Here is a 21,023-nt window from a genome sequence, read left to right as displayed (position 1 = left end):
CCGTGGGGTGGACGACGGTTCGGCCGGCAGAACTTCCGCTCCGACGCGGCGCAATCAGCCTGCAGAAATGCCCAATGCCATGATGGCGATTGCGGCCGAGACGGCGAGGAGCAGCCCGAGCAGCGCCCAACCGGGCCGGCCGCTCTCCTCGACACAGGGCTCGCGGCTCTCTGCCGATACGACTGCCGGCGGGGTGGCGCTCACTGCTGCAGGGGTGTTCTCTGCCATGTCAGATCCGATCACTCGAATAGATATCGAGAGTGATGCTAGTCACAGAGTTGGTTCGACAGCCGGGAACGCGCCCGAAATTACTGCTTTCTGGACGAGACGAAGTACTCGTTGGATTCCCGACGATGCATCAGGTAGATCGCGCCGGCGGCCAACACGCCTTGGCCGATACCGAGGACGCTCATGACGATGTTCATCGCGCCTGCGCTCGAGGCGATGGCGAACAGCTCGAGGATCGTGGTGAACACCGTGAACGACCCGATGACGGTCAGCAGCATCCGGGCCCACATCTTGCCCACGCGCATCCGTTCGACCCAGAACAAGAACAGCGCCCCGAAACCGATCACGACGAAGATGGTCACGACCAGCATCACCGTGACCATGGACTGAGTGGACTCGACGGTCATATCCGCTGCCGCATCCTGAGCGGCGAGCTCGTCGAGCAGAGACTGCGCGAACTCCGTGCGGGCCCCGAACAATGTCCACACCGAATACAGCGCCGACAGGGCCCCGATAAGCGCGACTCCCCACCACAGATGGCGAGCGGTCTCGACGTCGACAGGAGCCGGCCGCGGAGTCGGCTCGCGCTCCGGACCCGACTGCGGGAATCCGTGCTCGAGCTCCCAGCGCTGCCAATCCGGTTGCGAAGGTGGATTGTTGGGCATGTTGCTGTCCGGGTTGTTGCCCGGAGGAAAATCGTTCACAGCCAGCCCGCCACTTCGGTAGCCCAATAGGTCAGTACGACGTCTGCACCGGCGCGCCGAATACCGACGAGAGATTCCAGTATTGCCGCGTCACGATCGATCCACCCGTTCTGCGCGGCGGCCGTGATCATGGCATATTCCCCGGAGATCTGATACGCCGCAACCGGAACCGGTGACATCTCGGCAACATCGCGAAGAATGTCGAGATACGACATCGCCGGCTTGACCATCACCATGTCGGCGCCCTCGGCGAGATCGAGCTCCACCTCGTGGGTGGCCTCGCGGCGGTTGCGGGCGTCCTGCTGATACGTCCGGCGATCACCCTGCAGAGAGGACCCGACTGCTTCACGGAACGGACCGTAGAAGGCCGAGGCGTATTTCGCGGAGTACGCCAGCTGCCCCACCTCGACGTGGCCGGCGGCGTCGAGACCGGCGCGGATCGCACCGACCTGTCCGTCCATCATTCCGCTGGGCCCGAGCAGATGAGCGCCGGCCTCCGCTTGCGCGACGGCCATGTCGACGTAGCGCAGCAGGGTCGCGTCGTTGTCGATCGACCCGTTCTCGCCCAGGACACCGCAGTGGCCGTGAGAGGTGAACTCGTCCAGGCAGGTATCGGCCATGATGACCGTCGAATCCCCGAGGTCGGCCTTCAGACGGGCCAGGCCACGGTTGAGAATCCCGTTCGGATCGGTTGCGCCCGAACCGTTCTCGTCCTTGTCCTCGACCTTGGGGACACCGAACAGCATGATGCCCCCGACGCCTGCCGCGACGGCTTCGGTGGCCGCAGCGCTCAGCGAATCCAGCGTGTGCTGGAACACCCCGGGCATCGAGCTGATCTCCCGTGGCTCCGAGATGCCGTCGGCCACGAACATCGGTAGCACCAGATGCCGTGCCTCGAGCGAGGTCTCGGCTACGAGCCGACGCAGCGCCGGGGTGCGGCGCAGGCGTCGGGGACGGTCGGTGGGGAACAACGTCGAACCAGCCTCACTTCGTTCGTGTCGTGCGCGTTGTGCGTACCTCTGGCTACGCACAACGCGCACGAGGCGCGTCAGCGCCTACGTGACTTCTTGCGCGGCGGGGGCAGTGCACCCTCGGCACGCAAGCGAGCGGCGTGCTCGGCCAGCGCCTCGACCAGAGGTCCCACCTGGGCGGATTCGGGCTGCACGTCCACGCGCAGACCGAATTCGACGGCCGTCTCGGCGGTCTTGGGGCCGATGCATGCAACGAGTGTGCGAGCGTGCGGCTTGCCTGCGATGCCGACCAGGTTCCGGACGGTGGAGCTCGACGTGAAGCACACGGCGTCGAAGCCGCCGGTCTTGATCATCTCGCGGGTCTCGGCGGGGGGCGGCGCGGCCCGGACGGTGCGGTAGGCGGTGACGTCGTCGATCTCCCAGCCGCGCTCGCGCAGACCCTCGGCGAGCGTTTCGGTCGCGATGTCGGCACGCGGCAACAGAACTCGGTTGACCGGATCGAACACCTCGTCGTAGGGCGGGAAGTCCTCGAGCAGTCCGAGCGAGCTCTGCTCACCCGACGGAACGAGTTCGGGGTTGATGCCGAACGAGCGCACCTTCGCCGCGGTTGCCTCACCGACACACGCGATCTTGACGCCGGAGAACGCGCGAGCGTCCAGACCGAACTCCTCGAACTTCTCCCACACGGCGCGAACGGCATTGGTGGAGGTGAAGACGACCCACTGGTAGCGGCCGTCGACCAGGCCCTTGACGGAGCGTTCCATCTGGGCCGGGCTGCGCGGGGGCTCGACGGCGATCGTCGGAACCTCGATGGGGATAGCACCGTGCGTGACGAGGCGATCGCTCATCTCGCCTGCCTGATCCTTGGTGCGCGGCACCAGCACGGTCCAGCCGTACAGTGCGCGAGACTCCCACCAGGACATCTTGTTTCGGCCGGAGACGACCTTGCCCACGGTGACGACGAGAGATCCGACGAGCTCGGATCCCGCGTCGTTGAGGGTCGCGAGAGTGGCCTCGACGGTGCGCTGCTGACGAGTGGTCCCGCGGACGGTGATGGCTGCGGGCGTCTGCGGCGCCAGGCCGTGTTCGACGAGGGCGCTGGCGGTTTCGGCCAGGTGCCCCGAGGTCGCGTGCAGCACGAGCGGGCCGGGAGCAGCCGCGAGCGCCGACCAGTCGACCTCGCCGCGGACGTCGGCCTCGGTGTGACCCGAGCCCAGTGCCATGCCGGCGTAGCTGGGCACCGCGGATCCCGCGGGCAGGCCGGGGAGTACCTCGAACGGCACGTGCGTACGAGCGACGGCACTGACCTCTGCGATCACCGAATCGGTGGTGAGCGGGTCACCGGAGACGAGGCGAACCACGTCGTGGCCGTTCTTCGCCTCGGCGAGAAGGGTTTTGGCGACCTCGGCCGGTTCACCGAGTGCCGGACGGACCTCGACACCGTTCTCGCCCGTCTCGGCGTCCCGCGGGACGTCGGCACCGACGAGTGCGGTGACGCCCTTGTCGACGTCGGGGTCGGTGAAAGCGAGCTCGGCTGCTCCGAGCACTTCCCGTGCCCGGACCGTGAGCAGAGCCGGGTCACCGGGCCCGGATCCCACGAACAGGATCCGTCCGTTGGTGTTCTTGCGGACTGGGCTCATCGGTTGTTCTCCAGTGCTGTCTTGTGTGGGTACTGCAGTTCTATCGGGGTTGCCGCGCCCCGCTTCGGAATGAGTCGAGCGGTGGCGATCGACTCTCTTCGTACGACCGGACGGGTCGCCGTGCGTTTGGCGCGTCCGCGGACGGGTGCCGTTATGGCCCTAGACATGAGATCCACCCTGTACTGGTTCGGTGACTGAAACGAGTTCGCGAGCACCGAGATCGAGCAGTTCGCGGGCCAATTCTCGGCCCAGCTCCTCGGCGCGGTCGGGTGATCCGACGATGGACGCGCGGATGGTGTCGCTGCCGTCGATGGCGGCGACGCAACCACGCAACGACAGTTCGTCGAAGATGCGGCCGTCCTCGTCGATGGACTCGACGACCTCCGCGATCGCGCCGACCGGAGCGGTGCAGCCGGCCTCGAGCTCGGCCAGCAGTCCGCGCTCGGCTGCCACCGAGGCGCGTGCGTGTGCGTCGTCGAGGGTGGCGATGGCCGCCGCGAGATCGGTGTCACCGACACGACATTCGACGGCGAGCGCGCCCTGGGCGGGTGCCGGCAGCAACTGCACCGGGTCGAGTGCTTCGGTGACGACGTCGAGTCGGCCGATACGGGACAGTCCGGCCCGGGCGACGATGACTGCATCGAGCTCGCCCGAAGCCACCTTTCCGATCCTGGTGTCGAGGTTGCCTCGCAGCGGTCGGACGTCCAATCCCTGTCCGAGAGCACGTAATTGAGCGATACGGCGGGGCGCGGAGGTACCGACCTTCGCGTCCGCAGGCAGTTCGCCGAGTACCAGTCCGTCGCGAGCAACCAGGGCGTCACGCGGATCCTCGCGGACTGGAATCGCTGCGATGACGAATCGTTCGTCGGCTGCCGTCGGTAGATCCTTGTACGAGTGCACGGCGATGTCGACGGTGCCGTCGGCCAACGCCTCACGCAGCGCTGCCGTGAAGACACCGACTCCGATGGTCTGGACCGGTGCGGCAGACAGATCACCCGCCGTCTTGACGATCACCAGTTCCGCTTCCACTCCTGCTGCAGCAAGGGCCACGCGGACTGTGTCGGCCTGGGTGGTCGCGAGAAGACTTCCGCGAGTGCCGATCTTGACGACGCCGGTCATTCCTTGTCCCCCTCCGCAGTGGTGCCGGGACGACGATCGGTACGGCTTGCCGTGAAGTCGTCGACCAACTCCAGGGAGCCGATCTCCATCGGGGTCGCAACGGCCTCGACCGAGCCGGGGCTGAGCTCGAACAACTCGCGCAGCGCAGCTGCGTAGGAGTCTCCACCGGGCGTGCTGGCGAGCTGCTTGACCCGCACGGTGGGCGAGTGCAGCAGCTTGTCCACGACGCGGCGCACGGTGCGCGCCACCTCGTCGCGCTGCGGCGAATCGAGACCGGGGAGCCGCGATTCGAGACGCAGCAGTTCCCCCTCGACCACCTCGGCAGCGCGCTGACGCAGTGCCGTGACGGTCGGGGTGACCTCGGCAAGTCGTTGTCCCGCAAGGTAACCCGAGAGCTCACTGGAGACGATCTCGCGAGCGGCCGACGCGTCGTCGGCGGCAGCACCGGCAGCAGGATCGCGCTGGAGCGATTCCATGTCGAACACGGTGATGCCCGGTAGTTGCGCTACCGCGGCATCGACGTCACGGGGCAGTCCGAGGTCGCAGATCACCAGGGGGTGCTCGGCGTCGCGGCCGACGAGGGCGAGGTGTGCATCGGCAATGGAGACCACGGCCCCCACCGCACCGGTACAGGTGACGAGGATGTCGCACTCGGCCACCGCGTCGGACAGATTCTCGAGGGCGACCGAGGTTGCCGTGATGCCGTTGGAGACGGCGTTCTCGGCCAAGTGGTCGGCGCGTTCGCGGGTGCGGTTGACGACGGTCAGCTCGCCGATGCCTGCGCGGCCGAGATGAGCGACGGCGAGGCCGCCCATGGCTCCGGCTCCCAGGACGACGGCCTTGCGACCGGCGAGGGAGCCGCTGAACATGTCGGCTGCGCGATCGAGGGCCACCGAGACCACCGAGGCCCCGGCGGCGTCGATTCCGGTTTCGCTGTGCACACGCTTGCCGACGCGCAGGGCCTGCTGGGCCAGTTCGTGCATCACCCGGCCCGATGCCTGCTGACCGTCCGAAGCGGCGTAGGCCGAACGAATCTGGCCCAGGATCTGCTGCTCGCCGATGACCATGGAGTCCAGGCCGCTGGCCACTGCGAAGAGATGCTCGACGGCAGCCTCGCTGTATCGGACGTAGGCGTGCTTGGTGAGATCCGCGATCTCGAGTCCGGAGTGTTCTCCGAGGACCTCGCCGACAGCGGTCAACGCGCCGTGGAAGGCGTCCACGACGGCGTAGATCTCGACGCGGTTGCATGTGGACACCACCATGACCTCGGAGATGTTTCCGCTGGCCATCAGTTTGTCGGTCAGTTTCGGGCGATCGGTGTCCGTGATGGCGACACGCTCGAGGACTGCGACGGGAGCGCTACGGTGCGATATCCCGACGAGAAGGACACTCACGGTGCAATCACCGATCCGTTTCTTGTCGAACTGTTGACTGGGCTTGGATTACCGGCGATGCGAGGGCCGTGACTGCGGCCGAGACGCGCCGTGGACGTGAGCGGCGGCGAGACCGGAGACGGCACCGGAGCCGTCACGATCGTCGGACCGGACACGTTGCGCGAGCTGTTGAAGGAGAGCACCTGCATCTCGACGGCCAGGTCCACACGGCGTACCTCGACGTGATCGGGGACGTCGAGCACCATCGGCGAGAAGCTGAGGATGCATTCGACTCCGCCGGCGACGAGCTTTTCGGCGACGACGTGCACCGCGTCGTCGGGGGTGGCGATGACGCCGATCGTCGCTTCCAGTTCGCGGCAGGCCCTGTCCAGCTCGTCGACGTGCCGGACGGTCAGTCCGTCGACGTCGGTGCCCACTCGCGCCGGGTCGCGGTCGAAGAGGCCGACCATCGTGAAGCCGCGACGAGCGAATCCGCCGTACCCGGCCAGCGCCTGGCCCAGATTGCCCACTCCGGCGAGCACGACGCGGTGGCCGCGATCGAGTCCGAGGGCGCTCTCGATCTTCGCGCGCAGGCGAGCGACGTCGTAGCCGACTCCGCGAACGCCGTTGGGCCCGAGGAAGGAAAGATCCTTACGTAATTTGGCCGATCCGACGCCCGCTGCGGTGGCCAACTCTTCACTGGACACGATCAGAACGCCCTCGTCCGCGAGGATGGAGAGGACCCGCAGGTACGTCGCCAGACGGGTGACCGTAGCCTGAGGGATGACCCGCTCTACGCCGCTGGGCGACGGGCGCTCTTCGGTCACGTCTGGGGCTCCTCGTCCGAACGGCGTCGATGCCGGTCTTCACGCTGATCCTGCGTTCGTGTCTATTTCACGAATGCTGTTCACACCACGGTAACCGCTTGTGAACGAATGAACAAAGTTGCGCAGACAGGCCCTCACCTGCACACGGAGACGAATCACACGTTCTTAGGGTGCCCTGCCCGAGCGAGATCGGCCCGTAACCGAGGCACGTCGACCTCCCAGTAACTGTGCTCGATGCCGTCGAGCAGTACCACCGGTACTCGGTCCCCGTACTCCGCACGCAGGTCAGGCGATTCCGCTGCCGCCTCGTCGACGTCGACGACCGTGACGGCCACCTCGAATTCGCTGCACACCCGGTTCAACACGTCGAGCGCGTGGGTGCACGAATGGCATCCTGCGCGGGTGAGAAGAGCCACGCCGGGAAGAGTCGTCTGCATTCGTCCACTCTGGCACGGCCAAGATCGAGACGAACGTCACAGACCGGCCCCACCGAGCCGCCGTCTCGACCGGCTTCGCTCGTCCCCCGCCGTCTCTGTCGGACCCACGGCTAGGCTGACGGAGTGACCGGCGGGGCTGCACGAGGTAACCGATCGGGCAGAATTCGGTACTCGAGCAGGCTGCTCTCGGTATCCGAGCGGGCTGTGACGGGTACTCGACTGGGAGGTGGACGTAAGTGAGCGACGGGGGAACCGACCTGCCGATCGAGGACTCGCCCGATATCGACATGGTCGATACCGAGGATCCGAGCGAGGACAAGCAGTTCAAGCGGCGAATTCGCAGGATTCGCAATCCCTTCGGTCCGTCCGATGCCGAGGTACGCGCCAACGTGGCCGGCCAGGCCAGCGCCGACGCCGCTCTTGCGCTGCAGGCCGAGTCCGAGGGTGCCATTCCGCGGGACCTCACCGCTGCGGCGTTCTTCGACGTGGACAACACCATGGTGCAGGGCGCATCGATCATTCACTTCGCTCGCGGGCTGGCTGCCCGCAAATACTTCACCAGCGGCGATCTGGCCCAATTCGCTTGGCAGCAAGTCAAATTCAGGGTGAGCGGCAAGGAGAACAGCGAGGACGTCGCCAGCGGCCGCGAGAAAGCGCTCTCGTTCATCAAGGGCCGTCCCACCTCCGAGCTGACTGCGCTCGGCGAGGAGATCTACGACGAGGTCATCGCCGACAAGATCTGGGCAGGCACTCGCGCTCTCGCCCAGATGCACCTCGACGCCGGCCAGCAAGTGTGGCTCGTGACCGCCACTCCCCTCGAACTGGCCCAGATCATCGCCAAGAAGCTCGGGCTCACCGGCGCTCTCGGTACCGTCGCCGAGAGTACGGACGGGGTGTTCACCGGCCGTCTCGTCGGCGACATTCTGCACGGCCTCGGCAAGGCGCACGCGGTGCGTTCGCTGGCCGTGCGTGAAGGCCTCAATCTCAAGCGTTGCACCGCCTATTCGGACAGCCACAACGATGTTCCGATGCTCTCGCTCGTCGGCACGGCCGTGGCGATCAATCCCGATCCCGATCTACGTGAGCTGGCGAAGAACCGAGGCTGGGAAATACGGGACTACCGCACCGGACGCAAGGCCGCCAAGATCGGTGTTCCGACTGCGCTGGCGTTGGGCGCAGTGGGTGGCGGACTTGCCGCGGTGATCGGCCGCCGCAAGGAGTGACCTGCCTGACGGCTCACAGCGTGAGCTGCATCAGGGTCAGGTCCAGCCATCGACCGAACTTCACCCCCACCTCCGGCATCTGCCCGACGGTCACGAAGCCGAATTTCTCGTGCAGCGCGATCGACGTGGTGTTCTCGGATTCGATGAACCCCACCAACACGTGCACGTCGCCGGCCCTGGCCCGCTCGATCAGCTCGCTCAGCAGCGCACTGGCCAGGCCTCGCCGATAGAAGTCGCGGTGGATGTACACCGAGTGCTCCACCGAGTGTCGGTAACCGCTCTTGACCCGCCACTGCCCGTACGACGCGTAGCCGGCGACCCGGCCGTCCACCTCGGCGGTGAGGACGGGGTAGCCGGCAGCGAGGCGACCGTCGAACCAGGCCGTGCGGTCGGCGAGGTCGACCGCTTCCTCGTCCCAGATGGCGGTGGTGTTGGCAACGGCATCGTTGTGGATTTCGAGAATTTCGGGCAGGTCTTCGGTGGTGGTGTCGCGAATGTGCACGGGCACAGGGTAACCCGTGCGGTCACCCAAGGAAGACGTTGCGCCTCTTGGCCAGGAGTCGATACAGCGTGTGCTGAATGGTCTCGCGAACGTGGTCGGTCAACTCGAAGAGCACCATCGGATCCTCGAACGCGGTGGCGTCGTACGAGTCGGTATGAATCGGCTTACCGAATTCGATGTACCACTTGGACGGCAACGGGATCAGACCCAGCGGGCCGAAGTGTGGAAAGAGCGGCGTGACCGGAAAGTAGGGCATGCCCATCAGACGTGCGAGTGGGGCGATGTCGCCGATCTTGGGGTAGATCTCCTCGGAGCCGACGATGGAGCAGGGGATGATCGGCGCCCCCGTCCGCAGTGCTGCCGACACGAACCCGCCGCGGCCGAATCGCTGCAATTTGTAGCGCTCGCTGAACGGCTTGCCGATGCCTTTGAACCCCTCCGGAAACACCGCTGCCAGTTCGCCGGTGCGCAGGAGCCGCTCTGCATCGGGGTTGCACGCCAGCGTGTGCCCGGCCTTGCGGGCGATGGTACCGACGCCCGGCATCTCGAATGCCATGTCGGCAGCCAACATTCGCAGCGGTCGGTGGGCCGGATGGTGATCTCGTACCGCAACCGACGTCATCAGTGCGTCGACGGGTACGACGCCTGCGTGGTTGGCGACGACCAGCGCCCCGCCATCGGACGGGATGTTCTCGATGCCCTTGACTTCGACGCGGAACCACTTCTCGAACAGCGGCCGCAGCAACGGAAGCCAGACGGCGTCGGCGAAGTGCGGGTCGTAACCGAACTCGTCGACGGTGTAGTCGCCGGCCAGCCGTCTGCGCACGAACTCGGAGACGGCGGAGATCTGATCGACGACGGCGGTCTTGGTGTCGTCGATCATCGACAACAACGGAGTCGGGATCGCTGCCGCCGGTGCCACGGTGGGGGTCGGGTCGAGCAGCGGCGTCGGCTCTCGTGGCTCGGTGTAGGCGGAGGGATGCCGTTCGCGTGAACCCTGCGCTGCACGGACCGAGCGGCCACCGTGCAGCGGAATCACTTTGGCCACTTCACTCACCCGTCCCTCCCGAACTTCGCCCTGTTTGCGATGTGACTGTTTCCGACGTGACCGGTTCCGAACTGCGTAGTGCGGCCAGTGTGCGCGCAGCGGACGCACCGGTGTCGACGGCCGACAGCAGACGATCCTCGATGCTGTCCACCCACTCGGTCCTGATCACCGGGCGCAACGCAGCACCACGGACGAAGTCGTCGAATGCCTGAACCGTAGTCCACCGCGGCTCGAAGCCCAGGACCGAACGCATGCGGGTGGTGTCGAGGCCGCAGCCGAAGTGGAAGTAATCGAGCTGTTCGGTGGTGAATTCGCGCATCATGCCGCCCATGAGGGCGCGCCCGACGCTCTTGAACAACGGGAACGGGACCGGCACCTGGACGCGTCCGGCACGGCGTATCGCCTGCGACAGCATGATCGTGCCGTCGGCTCCGATGTTGAACGTGCCGGCCGGACCACCGATGGTTGCGCGCTCGAGCGCGGCGAGGGCGTCTTCCTCGTGGAGCAACTGCATGCGCGCGTCGCGACCGACGATGCTCGGGATCAGCGGCGAGGTCATGTATCGCGAGATGGTGCCGTTCAATCGCGGACCGATCAGCGGTGCCATCCGCAGAATCGAGACGGCGATGTCCTGTCGTCGACGGCCCAGACCGCGGATGTATCCCTCGATGTCGATGGTGTCTCGTGCATACGCGCCACTCGGAGGGCGTCGCGCACTCATCTCCTCGGTGAACTTGACGGGGTCCTTCGCGCTGCAGCCGTACACCGAGGACGACGAGCGCAGTACCACCTTCTCCACCGTCGGCGACTTCTGGCACACCGCGAACAGCTGCATCGCGCCGATGACGTTGAGGTCTTTCATCGTGGCGCGGCCACCGGATCTGGGGGGCTTGGCCACGGTGGCGGCATGCACGACGGTGTCCACGCCGGCATTGCGAATCACTTTGCCGATCAGCGGGTTTCGGATGTCCGCGCGCACGAATTCGGCGCGGCCCATGCGTCGAAGCAGATCCTTGCTCGGCGACTTCGCATCGACGGCGATGACCCGTTCGATCTGCGGGTTCTGAGCCAACCTGGTGACGAGGTATCCGCCGAGAAATCGACTGGCTCCGGTCACCAGGACCACTCGGGGCGCGGCAACACCACGATCGCTCGGACTCACTGCGCACCCCCACCTTCGGCTCCGCTGCAAAGCCTACTGGATCGGTGCACTTACGCGAGGGCGAGAAGCAAAGCCCGCGCTCTCACGCCGGCAGGCCCGCCACCGATGGTGACGGGCCTGCTGGTGAAAACTGTGTCGGCAGAATTACTTACCGAGTTTCCTGCGCTGCACGCGGGTACGACGAAGCAGCTTGCGGTGCTTCTTCTTCGACATGCGCTTGCGACGCTTCTTGATCACTGAACCCATGCGGGTGTCCTCACGTTCTTCTCTGGCGTTTTCGCGCACGCCGTTTGCGTGCGCCTACCTGACAACCGAGCCCTGAGGCTGCGGTCACCGAGCTGGCGCTGGGGCCGCGTACTCGCCCACGGCTGCACACCGGCTGGCTGGCACGACGAGCGCCAATCCTACCGGTCCGAACCGGCACTTACGAAACCGGCCCCGCGTGCACTACTAGCCTGCGTCGAAGTACGAGGTCTCGAGATAGTCGTGGACCGCCTTGGCGTGCACACGAAAAGATCGACCCACTCGTACAGCGGGCAATTCTCCGCCGTGCACCAGCCGGTACACGGTCATTTTCGAAACCCTCATCAGCGTCGCCACTTCGGCGACCGTGAGGAACTGCGTTCCGGCCAGAGCCGGTTGACCATCCGGGGACGAACCCTTGGACGGCTTGTTTATAGACGCCATCAATCCACATACCTCCGGCACGTCTCATGCGGCAGGCTTCCCCTCCTGCCGAACAGACACGCACGTGCTGCCCCCGAGCCTATAGGGACAGATGGGGTTACTGCGACGGGAGTGGGGAAAAGATTTTTCAATCTGCTGTGATGCCCATCTCAATCGATCGGGCGTTGGCAGCACCAAGAGCATCGAAAAACGCTGCTCGGAGGCCATTTCGTTCCAATTCTCGCACTGCTGCGGCCGTAGTACCGCCGGGCGAGGTCACGGCATACCGAAGTTCGGTGGCGCTCTCGTCGGACCGATCCAGCATCGCCCCGGCTCCCACCATCGTCTGATTCACGAGCGCCGACGCCACGTCCCGAGACAGTCCCAGGCCCACTCCCGCGTCGATCATGGCCTCGGCCACCAGGAAGAAATAGGCCGGACCGGACCCGGAGACGGCGGTCACCGCATCGAGCTGATTCTCCTTGACCACGACGACCTTGCCGACGGACGACAGGATCGAGCGGACCAGTTCGAGGTGCTCGGCGCGGGCGTACTTCCCCGGGGCCAGCACGCTGATCCCCTCACCCACGAGCATCGGGGTGTTGGGCATGACCCGTACGACGGGGAAACCGGCGGGAAGCTTGGGCTCGAACTTGGTGGTGGGCACGCCTGCGGCGAGCGAGACGATGAGTTGTTCGCGGTCGCCGTCGAGCTCGACCTTGGTGATCTGACCCAATGCGCCCTCGACGTCGGCCGGCTTGACGGCCAGCACGATGACGTCGGCTCCCTCGGCTGCGTCGGCGACCGTGGCGGTGAGCACCCCGAACTCTTTCGCGATCTCTTTCGCGCGCGGCTCGGACTTCTCGGCGACCACGAGGTCGCGTACGGCATGGCCGGCCTCGAGGAGGCCTGCAATCAATGCCTCGCCGATCCGTCCGCCGCCGATCACTGCAATTCTCGTCATGGTTGCAAAGCCTGCCATGTCAGTTCGAGCGCGGCACCATCGCCAACTGTCGACTCTGCGCCACCACGGCACCGGTCGAGTCCAGCACCACGTGGTCTTCCTCGAACCACGCGCTGCCGATGACGGAGCTGGTCGCCGCCACGCGCAGCCACCCAGGGGCCGGGCGACGGCGCAGGTACGTCGTCAACTGCACCGTCGGGGCCCAGCCGAACATTCCACGGTTCATCGTCACCGGAGCGGAGATGTCACCGGTCATCAGCGCGAACAGCACAGCGGTGTCGATGTCGGCCTCGTCGGCGGCGAACGGACGCACCCACAGTCTGATCTCGGCCTCGCCCTGCGCACCGGTGAGGAACGACGCCGACGACTCGTCGATACGCATCTCGCAGCCCTTCGCGACGTGCACGATCGACGCCATCGGATGATCACCCGCCACCGCGAGCGTCTCGGCGGGAGGCTCGACGGTCATCGACGACGCGGCGGTGGGGCTCTCGTGCTGCGGCGCGTCGGATTCGAGGCGACCGAGAGTCACCACGGCTCGCACGGCCACCCGGCCGGCCTGGGTGAGTTCGACGTCGACGTGGCATACCTGGCGACCGCGCTTGCGCACGATGGTCGTCAGCGCCACCTCACCGGGATCGGGTGCGGCCAGGTAGCTGACGCTGACCGCCAGCGGTTGCATCTCGGCCTGGTTCGGGTCGGTCCGGATGATCTGCTGGCGCGCTGCCGCGGCACACACCGCAAGCATTGCCCCGCCGTGCACCTTGGGGCCGATGGTCCAGGTGGAGTCGATTGCGCCGGCGAACGACGCGGTGTCGGCGGTGACATCGAGCGGGGTCAGGGTGGTGGCGGCCTGGAACGGGCCGGGGCTGGTGGAACTCATTCCGGAGAACTTACCGGCGGTCTCAGGACAGGTGCGCGCGGGCGAACTGGAGTGCCTGCGCGAGCATCGACGAACGCTCGGGCACGGTCCGTGCGTTCTGAGTGTTGATCTCGATCACCGCCTGGCCGTCGAACCCGCGACGGACCAGCTCGGTGCACACCTCCACGCAGGGCTGACTGCCGTGCCCTGGGATCAGATGCTCGTCGACGGACGCGCCTCGGCCGTCGGCCAGATGCAGGTGGGCGATGCCCTCGCCCATCCGATCGAGCATCTCGAGGGCGTCGGAACCCGCAGTTGCCGTGTGCGAGAGATCGAGGGTGTAGTGACCGTGACCGACGTCGGTGGGGTCGTACGACGGCGAGAACGCCGACAGGGCGGCACCCGGGCCACCCCGTCGTTCCAGCCGCCGCGCCGACGTCTCCTTGCGTCCGAAAAATCTGTCGGCGCGCATCGGGAACATGTTCTCGACTGCGACCACCACGTGCGAGTTCGCTTCCAGTTCCGCTACCTGGTCGGCGAATCCTTCGCTGTACTTGCGCTGCCAGCGAAAGGGCGGATGCACGACGACCGTAGCCGAACCCAGTTTCTCGGCCACCTCCACCGATCGGGCCAACTTGGCGATCGGGTCCGATCCCCACACCCGCTGCGAGATGAGCAGACACGGCGCGTGGATGGCCTGGACCGGTATCGAGTACTCCCGCGAGAGTGCGGCCACGGCGTCGACGTGCTGGCTGACCGACTCCGCCCACACCATCAGCTCGACGCCGTCGTAGCCCAGATCGGCTGCATAACGAAACGCGGCCTCCGTGTTCTGCGGGTAGACCGAGGCCGTGGACAGTCCGACTCGTATTCGCTGCGGCGCCATGGTCGTGTCGGCTCAGCCGGTACTGAGCTGGAAGGCGAGCGGACCGAGCGTGACGAACACACCGACGGCGATCGCGATGACGATCGATATCAGATCATCGGTGCGCCGCAGAATCCTCACCACGGCGACGAGGCCGACGATCACCAGCACCGACAGCACCAGGGCGACCCACGGCAGCACGTCCCACAGTTGCTCGAACCCCTTGAACAGCAGTGCGCCGACGACGACGGCCACCACTGCCTGCCCGACGAGCGCCAGCCACTGCCGAACAGCTCCGCCCTTGCCCTTGGCGGACGAACCACGACGACCGGCTCGAGTGGCCTTGCTCGTACCGCTCGCTTCGATGTCGGTGGCGTCGCCCGACGCGTCGTCCTCGGCCGTCGTGTTCGTCTTCACGAGATCGACGGTTTCGGTGGCAGCGGTTGTGTCCGCCTTGTCCTTCGGGGCGGTCTTGTCCTTCGCTGCCGTCTTGCTACTGGGGGCCTTGTTCTTCGAGGCCGAGTCCGTGTCGTCGGCGCGTGCGATGCGCGGAGACACCGCCGTCTTGGCGACGTCGTCGACATCGATGTGCGCTGCCCGTGGGGTGACATCGGTGTCGGTCTCTGCCACCTCGACCTGGCGCGGCGCGGTGAAGCCTGCCGGCTTGCGGTTTCGTCCCTGTTCGGACGCGGTGGATCCGTACGGCGGGCGATTCGAAGACGTCGTGGGGGCAGCCGGGCGCTGACCGCGCTCGGTGTCGTCGTGCGACCGGTTCAGCAGGTCACCGGCCACCGTGGTGGAGCCGGACAGCAGTTCGGGCTCGGGCTGCTGTTTCTCCCGCCTACCCGCCGGTTGGATCGGGGCCGGGCGAGCGTTCTGCGGCCGTGCCGGTTGTGGGCGTGAGGGCTGGGGCGCGGGCGCGTCGTCGGCCTCGACTGGATCCGGAGCGGACGTCTCGCGGCCGGGTCGGCTCGGCGCGGCCGACTCGACCACTGGGGCTGTGCGGTTGCCGGGCTCGTCGCGGACAACCGGGATTTCACCGGTGAGTTCGGCCACGGAGATGCCGCCCTTGACGCCTCGGCGACGACGGCCACCGCTGCTGAGATTCGCCTGCTGACCGTTCCTGGCCAGCAATTCCGCAACCGAGATCTGACCGGTGTCTTCCGGATTGTTCTCGCTCAACTCGAACTCCTCACCAGATCGCCGCCGGTTTCGGTGTCCAGCTTCTTCACAATCGAACCTTCCCTCAGCGCCCACGGGCCTATCGCGACCGACTTCACCGACAGTGCCCGCATGCTCGCCTCCGCTACCAATGCCCCGGTCGCCGGTTGTGGCGGCCTGTCGGCACTGATGCCTTTCAATTCTGCACGGTCGGCACCGGCCACCCGCGATACGACGGCAGTGAGTCGCGCCGAGCTACTCGCGTCGAGCGTCCCTCTGAGATCTGATGTGCAGGGCACCGGACCTGATGTGCAGGGCACCGGACCTGTCGAGCGAACCAACGAACGACGTGTCTTCGACGTTCCCGCAGATCGATCGGCGTCATCGGCCGCGAACGGTGTCGCCCTCTTGCTACCGATGTCGAGCAACCCTGATCGCACATGCCCACGGTACTGGGTCTAGCGTCGTGGTTTGTGACAGCAGGTCGTGAGCAGCAGTCATTCGCTGCAGAGGTCGAGATGGATTTTCCCCGCGAATGGGTGGAATTCCCCGATCCGGACAATCCCGAACATCTCATCGCTGCGGATCTGACGTGGCTGTTGTCCAACTGGACCTGCGTGTTCGGCACTCCTGCATGCCAGGGAACCGTCGAGGGCAGACCCGATGACGGGTGCTGTTCGCACGGCGCATTCCTGTCCGACGAGGACGACAAACGCAAGCTCGACGAGTCGGTGAAGTTGCTCACCCCACAGGACTGGCAGCTCATGGACAAGGGACTGGGCAAGAAGGGGTACGTCGAATACGACGACCTCGACGACGAGCAGTCACTGCGCACTCGGCGCTACAAGGGTGCGTGCATCTTTCAGAACCGTCCCGGGTTCGAGGGCGGGATCGGCTGCGCCCTGCACTCGATGGCGCTGCGCAAGGGCATCGAGCCGCTCGAGGTCAAGCCCGACGTGTGCTGGCAGTTGCCGATCAGGCGCACGCAGGACTGGGTGACGCGGCCCGACGGCTCCGAGATCCTCAAGACCACGATCGGCGAATACGACCGACGCGGCTGGGGCGAAGGCGGACTGGATCTGCACTGGTACTGCTCGGGCTCCCCCGACGCCCACGTCGGCGCCAAGCAGGTGTTCGAGTCGTACAAGCCCGAGCTGACCGAGTTGCTCGGCACAGCTGCGTACGAGGAGCTCGCGTCCCTGTGCAAGCGTCGTCGGGGCCTCGGTTTGATTGCAGTACATCCGGCCACCCGTGAGGCTCAGCGCCGGTAAGTGCCTTCGGCAGTGGTGTGGTTAAGTGCCGCAGGGGGCACTCAACCACGCCACTGCGCGCAGCGCACTACCCCTCGAGCTTGTAGCCCAACCCGCGCACCGTGACGAGGTGTTCCGGCTTGGCCGGGTCGGCCTCGATCTTCGAGCGCAGTCGCTTCACGTGGACGTCGAGTGTCTTGGTGTCGCCCACGTAGTCGGCTCCCCAGACCCGGTCGATCAACTGTCCGCGCGTGAGCACCCGTCCGGAGTTGCGCAGCAGGTATTCGAGCAGATCGAATTCCTTGAGCGGCAACGTGATCTGCTCGGATCCGACCATCACCACATGGCGTTCGACGTCCATTCGCACCGGCCCGGCCTCGAGCACTCCGGTGTCGACTCCGCCGTCGACCTCGGCGTCGGACCCCCGGCGCAGAACCGCGCGTATGCGGGCGATGAGTTCGCGTGCCGAGTACGGCTTGGTGACGTAGTCGTCGGCACCGAGTTCGAGGCCGACCACCTTGTCTATTTCACTGTCGCGGGCGGTCACCATGATGACGGGAACGCCTGAGCGCGAACGCAACTGCTTGCACACATCGGTACCGCTCATGCCGGGGAGCATGAGGTCGAGCAGCACGATGTCCGCGCCTGCACGATCGAACTCCGCGAGCGCCGACGGTCCGTCGCCGACGACGGTGGCCTCGAAACCTTCCTTACGGAGCAGGAAGGCCAATGGATCGGCCAACGACTCTTCGTCTTCCACGATCAGAACGTTGGTCACTGATTCTCTCTTTCTGTAACCGAATCGTCGTCTTCTTCTTCGAAGTACGCGGGGATCTGGAGGGTGAAGGTGGATCCGGTGCCCAGCTTGCTCCACAGCGAGATGCCGCCGTTGTGGTTGGCTGCGACGTGTTTGGCGATGGCCAGGCCCAGGCCTGTGCCGCCGGTGGCCCGCGACCGAGCTTTGTCGACGCGGAAGAATCTCTCGAAGACGCGTTCCTGGTCTTCCTTGGCGATGCCGATGCCGCGGTCGGTGACGGCGAACGCCACGTTCTGCCCGCGCAAGGCCCGGCTCACCGAGACCGGCGCACCGTCGGAGGAGTAGGCGATGGCGTTCTGAATGAGGTTGGCCAGGGCCGTCACGAGCAGCGCCTGATCGCCCAGAACTTCGAGCCCGCTCGGGTGGTCGGTGGTGACGGAGATGCCGGCGTTCTCGGCGGCGAGCTTGGATCGATCCATCGCCTCGTTGACGACCGTGTCGACGTCGACGACATCGAGGTCCGGGAGCTTCTCGGCCCCTTGCAATCGGGAGAGTGCGATCAGTTCGGTCACCATGTTGCCGAGCCGCTTCGATTCCGCGACGACCTTGCCGCCGAAGTGCCGGACGGAGTCGGGATCATCGGCCGACTCGAGCAGAGCCTCGGCCAACAGACTCATTGCGCCGACGGGCGTCTTCAGTTCGTGACTGACGTTGGCCACGAAGTCCCGACGAGTGGCCTCCATCCGCACCTGCTCGGAATCGTCGTCGGCGAACAACACCACGAACCGCTTGTCTTCCTTGCTGAGCAGACGCGCCACACAGCGGACGGCGATCTTGTCCCGTCCGGTTCTCGGGTTCTTCGAGCTGAGGTCGACTTCGACGGGATTGCCGTCGGACAGCACTTTGGTGGCCGCCGCCCACGCTCGCTCGTCGATGGAACGGTTACGCACCAGACCGAGCTCCTCGGCCCGTGGATTCGACAGCACGACGTCGTGAAACTGATCGACGACGGCGATGCCGCTCTCCGACGCGAGCACGATCAAGTCCAGTACTTGCGACATCGTCAATCCGGATGTCGCGCGGCGACGCTCCGAGTGTCGAGTGTTGAGGTACGGGATCAGAACACCGCCGACGAGGTATCCCACTAAGGCCGTGGCGATAGCCAGTAGTACGGCCGATGCAACACTCACATCGGAATCGTACGTTCGATGGACAGCTCACATACGCAGGGTGCAGGCATTTCCCTGGTCGTCATAGTCCTCGTCGGCAGTGTTCTTCGATCGTTCACCTGCAGTTCCGACAAACTGCCGGTTTGCGCGTGGCGGGGCTACTTACCGCCCTGGTTCGCCACTGCAGCAGCACCCGCAGCCGCGGCTTCGGGATCGAGGTAGGTACCGCCCGGATTGGTCGGCTCGAGCCGTCCGTCGACTTCGGCGAGGTCGTACTGCAGCGGGATGCCGGTGGGAATGTTCAGTCCGGCGATATCCTCGTCGGAGATCTTGTCGAGGTACTTCACCAGTGCGCGCAGCGAATTGCCATGGGCAGCGACCAGCACCGTCTTGCCGGCCTTCAGATCGGCGACGATCGTCTCCTCGAAGTACGGGATGAGCCGTTCGACGACGTCGGCGAGGCATTCGGTCAGCGGAACACTGTCCAACTCCGCGTAACGGGGATCGGCATCCTGGCTGTACTCGCTGCCGACCTCGATCGCGGGCGGCGGGGTGTCGTAGCTACGACGCCACAGCATGAACTGCTCGTCGCCGTACTTGTCCTTGGTCTCCGCCTTGTTCAGGCCCTGCAGTGCGCCGTAGTGCCGCTCGTTCAGACGCCAATCGCGTACGACGGGGATCCAGTGCCGCTCGGCCGCGTCGAGGGCAAGATTTGCGGTGCTGATGGCGCGGCGCAACAGCGAGGTGTACAGCAGGTCGGGCAGGACGCCCGCCTCGGCGAGGAGCTGGCCGGCGCGCTTGCCCTCGGCTTCGCCCTTCTCGGTCAGTTTCACGTCGACCCAGCCGGTGAACTGGTTGGACGCGTTCCATTCGCTCTCGCCGTGACGAAGCAGAATCAGGGTTCCGATACTCATGCGGTCAGTTTCTCATGCTCTTCACGTGTTGGCCCGCGTGCGACCAGGACCGCGACGACGACGACCATGACGACTGCGGTGAGGGTGATCGGGACGGGGATGATCGGGTCGAGCAACACGAGCAGGGCACCGGCCGGAACCGCGATGTTGACGACGCGGTCGGCGTGGGCGCGGATAGCAATGAGCCAGACTCCAAGCACGAACACCGCGATCGGGATCGTCACCGTGAACGACGCGGCGACGTCGCCGAGTTTGCTGTGTTCGGTGAGCACATCGATCTCGACCTCGATGCCGGCCGAGAACGCGCCCGCGGCCGCGAAGATGAAGTAGTGCGCGTATCCGTAGACGAGGGAATTGCCGAGGTTTCCGATTGCGCGATGATGCGGCGGCCAGAAGTAGATCCACCACAGGCTCGCGGTGACGACGAGGGTGAGTACGGAGATCGAGATCAACGGGGCCAGGGCCGTCTCGTCGTGCAGCGCTTCGATGATGGCGTTGGCCGACGCGAGCAGGCTTTCGCCGAGCAGGATCAGGGTGAACAGCCCGTAGCGTTCGGTGATGTGGTGCGGGTGCCAGGGGGTCGCGCCGTAGCGTTCGGCGATCAGGGGAACAGACATCTCCGCTGCGGCCAGTACGAAGAACACGATGACGGCGGCCGTGCCGTCGAACAACACCAGCCAGAGAATCCAGAGAACCTGCACTCCCGCGATGCCCGTCGCGTACGTCAGTGCGGTCTTCTTGTATTCGCTCGACCGTGATGCTCGGACCCATTGCGTCACCATGGCCACGCGCATCAGGACGTAGCCGAGCACCACGATGGTGAAATTGTGGTCGTTGAAGGCTGTTTCGACGCCCGCTGCCAGTACGAGCACACCGGCCATCTGCACGACGGTCAACGTTCGGTACAGCCAGTCGTCGGTGTCGAACGACGTGGCGAACCACGTGAAGTTCATCCACGCCCACCAGATCGCGAAGAACACGAGCGTGTAACTGAGCAGACCGTCGGCGACGTGGTTCTCGGTGAGCGCGTGATGGAGCTGCACCGCGGCGATACTCACGGCCACCACGAACACGAGGTCGAAGAACAATTCGAGTGGACTCGCCGAGCGATGCGGTTCGTTCGGGTCGCGCGGTCGCATCGGAACCAAACGGGCAACAGGGAGATTCACGAACGCAGACTA

Annotated in this window: 24 protein-coding genes; 2 read left to right on the top strand and 22 right to left on the bottom strand. The window is 65.7% G+C overall.

The genetic code is table 11. The features are described from left to right. Positions 1-54: 54 nt before the first annotated feature. The 8 genes from ACIGGF_RS08565 to ACIGGF_RS08530 all read right to left on the bottom strand — a co-directional run bounded on the left by ACIGGF_RS08565 (position 55) and on the right by ACIGGF_RS08530 (position 7,299). Positions 55-228, bottom strand: a complete 174-nt coding sequence (locus ACIGGF_RS08565; protein ID WP_397520947.1) for a hypothetical protein — start codon at positions 226-228, stop codon at positions 55-57. A gap of 80 nt (positions 229-308) precedes the next feature. Then, positions 309-932 (bottom strand): hypothetical protein, encoded by a 624-nt coding sequence (locus tag ACIGGF_RS08560; RefSeq protein ID WP_397520946.1) that lies wholly within the window; start codon positions 930-932, stop codon positions 309-311. After that, positions 929-1,903 (bottom strand): porphobilinogen synthase, encoded by a 975-nt coding sequence (gene hemB / locus ACIGGF_RS08555; RefSeq protein WP_397520945.1) that lies wholly within the window; start codon positions 1,901-1,903, stop codon positions 929-931. Before hemB ends, ACIGGF_RS08560 begins: the two co-directional genes overlap by 4 nt. 77 nt (positions 1,904-1,980) lie before the next feature. Beyond that, complete coding sequence (locus tag ACIGGF_RS08550) at positions 1,981-3,543, bottom strand: uroporphyrinogen-III synthase (protein ID WP_397520944.1); 1,563 nt, start codon at positions 3,541-3,543, stop codon at positions 1,981-1,983. A gap of 159 nt (positions 3,544-3,702) precedes the next feature. Then, the gene (hemC, locus tag ACIGGF_RS08545) at positions 3,703-4,662 is read right to left on the bottom strand and encodes a hydroxymethylbilane synthase (protein WP_397520943.1); all 960 of its coding nucleotides are present in this window, start codon (positions 4,660-4,662) and stop codon (positions 3,703-3,705) included. Further along, the gene (locus tag ACIGGF_RS08540) at positions 4,659-6,056 is read right to left on the bottom strand and encodes a glutamyl-tRNA reductase (protein WP_397520942.1); all 1,398 of its coding nucleotides are present in this window, start codon (positions 6,054-6,056) and stop codon (positions 4,659-4,661) included. The genes hemC and ACIGGF_RS08540 overlap by 4 nt, the downstream gene beginning before the upstream one ends. Then, positions 6,053-6,862, bottom strand: coding sequence for a redox-sensing transcriptional repressor Rex (locus tag ACIGGF_RS08535; RefSeq protein WP_397520941.1), 810 nt, complete (start codon positions 6,860-6,862; stop codon positions 6,053-6,055). The genes ACIGGF_RS08540 and ACIGGF_RS08535 overlap by 4 nt, the downstream gene beginning before the upstream one ends. Positions 6,863-7,017: 155 nt before the next feature. After that, a complete protein-coding gene (locus ACIGGF_RS08530) occupies positions 7,018-7,299 on the bottom strand; it encodes a glutaredoxin family protein (RefSeq protein ID WP_397520940.1) in 282 nt (93 codons plus the stop codon). Positions 7,300-7,586: 287 nt separating this feature from the next. On the opposite strand from ACIGGF_RS08530, the gene ACIGGF_RS08525 reads away from it, so the two are divergent. Then, positions 7,587-8,522 (top strand): HAD family hydrolase, encoded by a 936-nt coding sequence (locus ACIGGF_RS08525; RefSeq protein WP_397521102.1) that lies wholly within the window; start codon positions 7,587-7,589, stop codon positions 8,520-8,522. A gap of 13 nt (positions 8,523-8,535) precedes the next feature. On the opposite strand, the gene ACIGGF_RS08520 is transcribed toward ACIGGF_RS08525, so the two are convergent. The 10 genes from ACIGGF_RS08520 to ACIGGF_RS08475 all read right to left on the bottom strand — a co-directional run bounded on the left by ACIGGF_RS08520 (position 8,536) and on the right by ACIGGF_RS08475 (position 16,072). Beyond that, a complete protein-coding gene (locus tag ACIGGF_RS08520) occupies positions 8,536-9,024 on the bottom strand; it encodes a GNAT family N-acetyltransferase (RefSeq protein WP_397520939.1) in 489 nt (162 codons plus the stop codon). Between the two features lie 22 nt (positions 9,025-9,046). Then, entirely contained in the window at positions 9,047-10,081 is a 1,035-nt protein-coding gene (locus ACIGGF_RS08515; RefSeq protein ID WP_397520938.1) for a lysophospholipid acyltransferase family protein, read from the bottom strand. Beyond that, a complete protein-coding gene (locus ACIGGF_RS08510) occupies positions 10,074-11,234 on the bottom strand; it encodes an NAD-dependent epimerase/dehydratase family protein (protein ID WP_397520937.1) in 1,161 nt (386 codons plus the stop codon). Before ACIGGF_RS08510 ends, ACIGGF_RS08515 begins: the two co-directional genes overlap by 8 nt. A 144-nt stretch (positions 11,235-11,378) precedes the next feature. Continuing rightward, on the bottom strand, positions 11,379-11,480 hold the full coding sequence (locus ACIGGF_RS08505; protein ID WP_003402602.1) for a 30S ribosomal protein bS22: 102 nt from the start codon (positions 11,478-11,480) through the stop codon (positions 11,379-11,381). A gap of 204 nt (positions 11,481-11,684) precedes the next feature. Further along, entirely contained in the window at positions 11,685-11,921 is a 237-nt protein-coding gene (locus ACIGGF_RS08500) for a helix-turn-helix domain-containing protein (RefSeq protein ID WP_008713658.1), read from the bottom strand. A 127-nt stretch (positions 11,922-12,048) separates the two neighbouring features. Further along, positions 12,049-12,864: a pyrroline-5-carboxylate reductase gene (gene proC, locus ACIGGF_RS08495; protein WP_397520936.1), complete on the bottom strand. Its 816-nt coding sequence runs from the start codon at positions 12,862-12,864 to the stop codon at positions 12,049-12,051. A gap of 19 nt (positions 12,865-12,883) precedes the next feature. Next, positions 12,884-13,747: a thioesterase family protein gene (locus ACIGGF_RS08490; RefSeq protein ID WP_397520935.1), complete on the bottom strand. Its 864-nt coding sequence runs from the start codon at positions 13,745-13,747 to the stop codon at positions 12,884-12,886. Positions 13,748-13,769: 22 nt separating this feature from the next. After that, on the bottom strand, positions 13,770-14,612 hold the full coding sequence (locus ACIGGF_RS08485) for a sugar phosphate isomerase/epimerase family protein (protein ID WP_397520934.1): 843 nt from the start codon (positions 14,610-14,612) through the stop codon (positions 13,770-13,772). Positions 14,613-14,624: 12 nt separating this feature from the next. Continuing rightward, positions 14,625-15,773 carry a hypothetical protein gene (locus ACIGGF_RS08480; RefSeq protein ID WP_397520933.1) on the bottom strand — a complete coding sequence of 383 codons (1,149 nt, stop codon included), beginning with the start codon at positions 15,771-15,773 and terminating at the stop codon, positions 14,625-14,627. After that, positions 15,770-16,072 (bottom strand): hypothetical protein, encoded by a 303-nt coding sequence (locus ACIGGF_RS08475; RefSeq protein ID WP_397521101.1) that lies wholly within the window; start codon positions 16,070-16,072, stop codon positions 15,770-15,772. Before ACIGGF_RS08475 ends, ACIGGF_RS08480 begins: the two co-directional genes overlap by 4 nt. 198 nt (positions 16,073-16,270) lie before the next feature. Between ACIGGF_RS08475 and ACIGGF_RS08470 the strand changes: the two genes are divergently transcribed. Next, complete coding sequence (locus ACIGGF_RS08470) at positions 16,271-17,023, top strand: hypothetical protein (protein ID WP_397521100.1); 753 nt, start codon at positions 16,271-16,273, stop codon at positions 17,021-17,023. A gap of 67 nt (positions 17,024-17,090) precedes the next feature. Here ACIGGF_RS08470 and ACIGGF_RS08465 read toward each other — a convergent pair whose 3' ends face one another. From ACIGGF_RS08465 to ACIGGF_RS08450, 4 genes are all read right to left on the bottom strand, one after another. Then, positions 17,091-17,780 (bottom strand): response regulator transcription factor, encoded by a 690-nt coding sequence (locus tag ACIGGF_RS08465; protein WP_032380369.1) that lies wholly within the window; start codon positions 17,778-17,780, stop codon positions 17,091-17,093. Next, on the bottom strand, positions 17,777-18,949 hold the full coding sequence (locus ACIGGF_RS08460; protein ID WP_397520932.1) for a sensor histidine kinase: 1,173 nt from the start codon (positions 18,947-18,949) through the stop codon (positions 17,777-17,779). Before ACIGGF_RS08460 ends, ACIGGF_RS08465 begins: the two co-directional genes overlap by 4 nt. 137 nt (positions 18,950-19,086) lie before the next feature. Next, positions 19,087-19,842: a phosphoglyceromutase gene (locus ACIGGF_RS08455; protein ID WP_397520931.1), complete on the bottom strand. Its 756-nt coding sequence runs from the start codon at positions 19,840-19,842 to the stop codon at positions 19,087-19,089. Beyond that, a complete protein-coding gene (locus ACIGGF_RS08450; protein ID WP_397521099.1) occupies positions 19,839-20,981 on the bottom strand; it encodes a low temperature requirement protein A in 1,143 nt (380 codons plus the stop codon). The genes ACIGGF_RS08455 and ACIGGF_RS08450 overlap by 4 nt, the downstream gene beginning before the upstream one ends. Positions 20,982-21,023 lie beyond the last annotated feature (42 nt).

The organism is Rhodococcus sp. NPDC078407, from assembly GCF_044542515.1.
In the GTDB taxonomy this organism is placed as follows: domain Bacteria; phylum Actinomycetota; class Actinomycetes; order Mycobacteriales; family Mycobacteriaceae; genus Rhodococcoides.
Note: the sequence above shows the minus strand (reverse complement) of the source record. Positions and strands in the feature narration are given on the sequence as shown.